Source organism: Zooshikella harenae (assembly GCF_018837975.1).
Taxonomy (GTDB): Bacteria; Pseudomonadota; Gammaproteobacteria; order Pseudomonadales; family Zooshikellaceae; genus Zooshikella; species Zooshikella harenae.
Window position 1 is genome coordinate 1 of sequence record NZ_JAGSOY010000262.1, and the last position, 1,159, is coordinate 1,159.

Below are 1,159 nucleotides of genomic sequence, written 5' to 3' on the forward strand. Positions count from 1 at the left end.
GTGCCACCTCGGTAAGCGTGCGAGTTAAAAATTTGCTTTCAAGCATGTTCACTGAGAGGACATAAAAAACGTGCTAATTTACTGTCTTTCTTATTAAAATATACGATAGAGTTTAATAACCAAGGTTGCTTCTATATGTTCTTTAGAACGACAAAGTGTTCCCAATACAATCATCCTGAGCTTTGTTTCTCATGTAAAATGGATGTTGTACCTCAACAAGATATTGATTGGTTTATTGCACATTTAGAGTCTGAGGTGGCTAATGGCGTAACATTTAAAAGTGGCGAGTTTATGCAGCTTGGATGGATGCTGAACCAGCTTAAAATGCAATCTGACAATAGTATTCACATCTTAGAGCCAAACATGAAAGATGTTCCTATCGTGTTTATCGACTCGGTTACAAACACACTAAAACACTTTAGAGAGCAGCAAGATATCGTTGATAGTTGTACGTTAAATGTTGCCCCAGATTTCCCATCATTAAGAACATCCATTATTGCTAGTGAGACATTCCAGGCTACAAATAGCTTTTATATAGCGAGAGAAGTAGCTGAAAACACTGAGTCTGGCTGGTTTTTTAAGGATCTTAACGCTGAAGAAGACGAATACAGTGTTCTCTCACTATATGACTTTGCATGTAAGCGTCCAGATTTAATAAAGTTTCTCGCATTACCTGTAGGTTTGGGAGTACTTTTGAGGGATGGGGATTGTTATAGACTAGTAAAAAATGACAGAGAAGTGCAAATTAAGGCTAACTCTTACCTAGATCAAATAAACTCCACTCGATAAACGAGTGGAGTGAGTCATACACCTTATAAAATACTGGGTGATTCTCCCTTAACTGCACCGGCAAAGTAAGCATCTAAAGCTTTTAAAGGATCATTTATAAGGTGGTAATTTTTAAAATCACCACCTTTTACATAAAATAATCCTCGATGTTGGCCAGTGAGATCGCAAACAATCAAATCTGAATTTGAGCACTGAATAAATACCCTTAAATCACTGCCAGGCAATTTATCATACATAAACTTCGCACCGGATAAATCCTGCTCATGATCCTCACAGAAGTTTTTGATTTCTCGCCAATCGCTAAAACTAGAGGGTAAATCGTAGCCATATGGCCCAATTCCTGCGTGTCCCCTCGGCAACTGTGTAGTTT

At 38.1% G+C, this 1,159-nt stretch carries 2 protein-coding genes; one reads left to right on the plus strand and one right to left on the minus strand.

Annotated features, from left to right (window positions below):
* Window positions 1-135: 135 nt before the first annotated feature.
* Entirely contained in the window at window positions 136-789 is a 654-nt protein-coding gene (locus KCG35_RS25485) for an immunity protein Imm33 domain-containing protein (protein WP_215822659.1), read from the plus strand.
* A 23-nt stretch (window positions 790-812) separates the two neighbouring features.
* Here KCG35_RS25485 and KCG35_RS25490 read toward each other — a convergent pair.
* Window positions 813-1,159, minus strand: a 347-nt coding sequence (locus tag KCG35_RS25490; RefSeq protein WP_215822660.1) for a hypothetical protein, incomplete at its 5' end; no start/stop codon positions are given.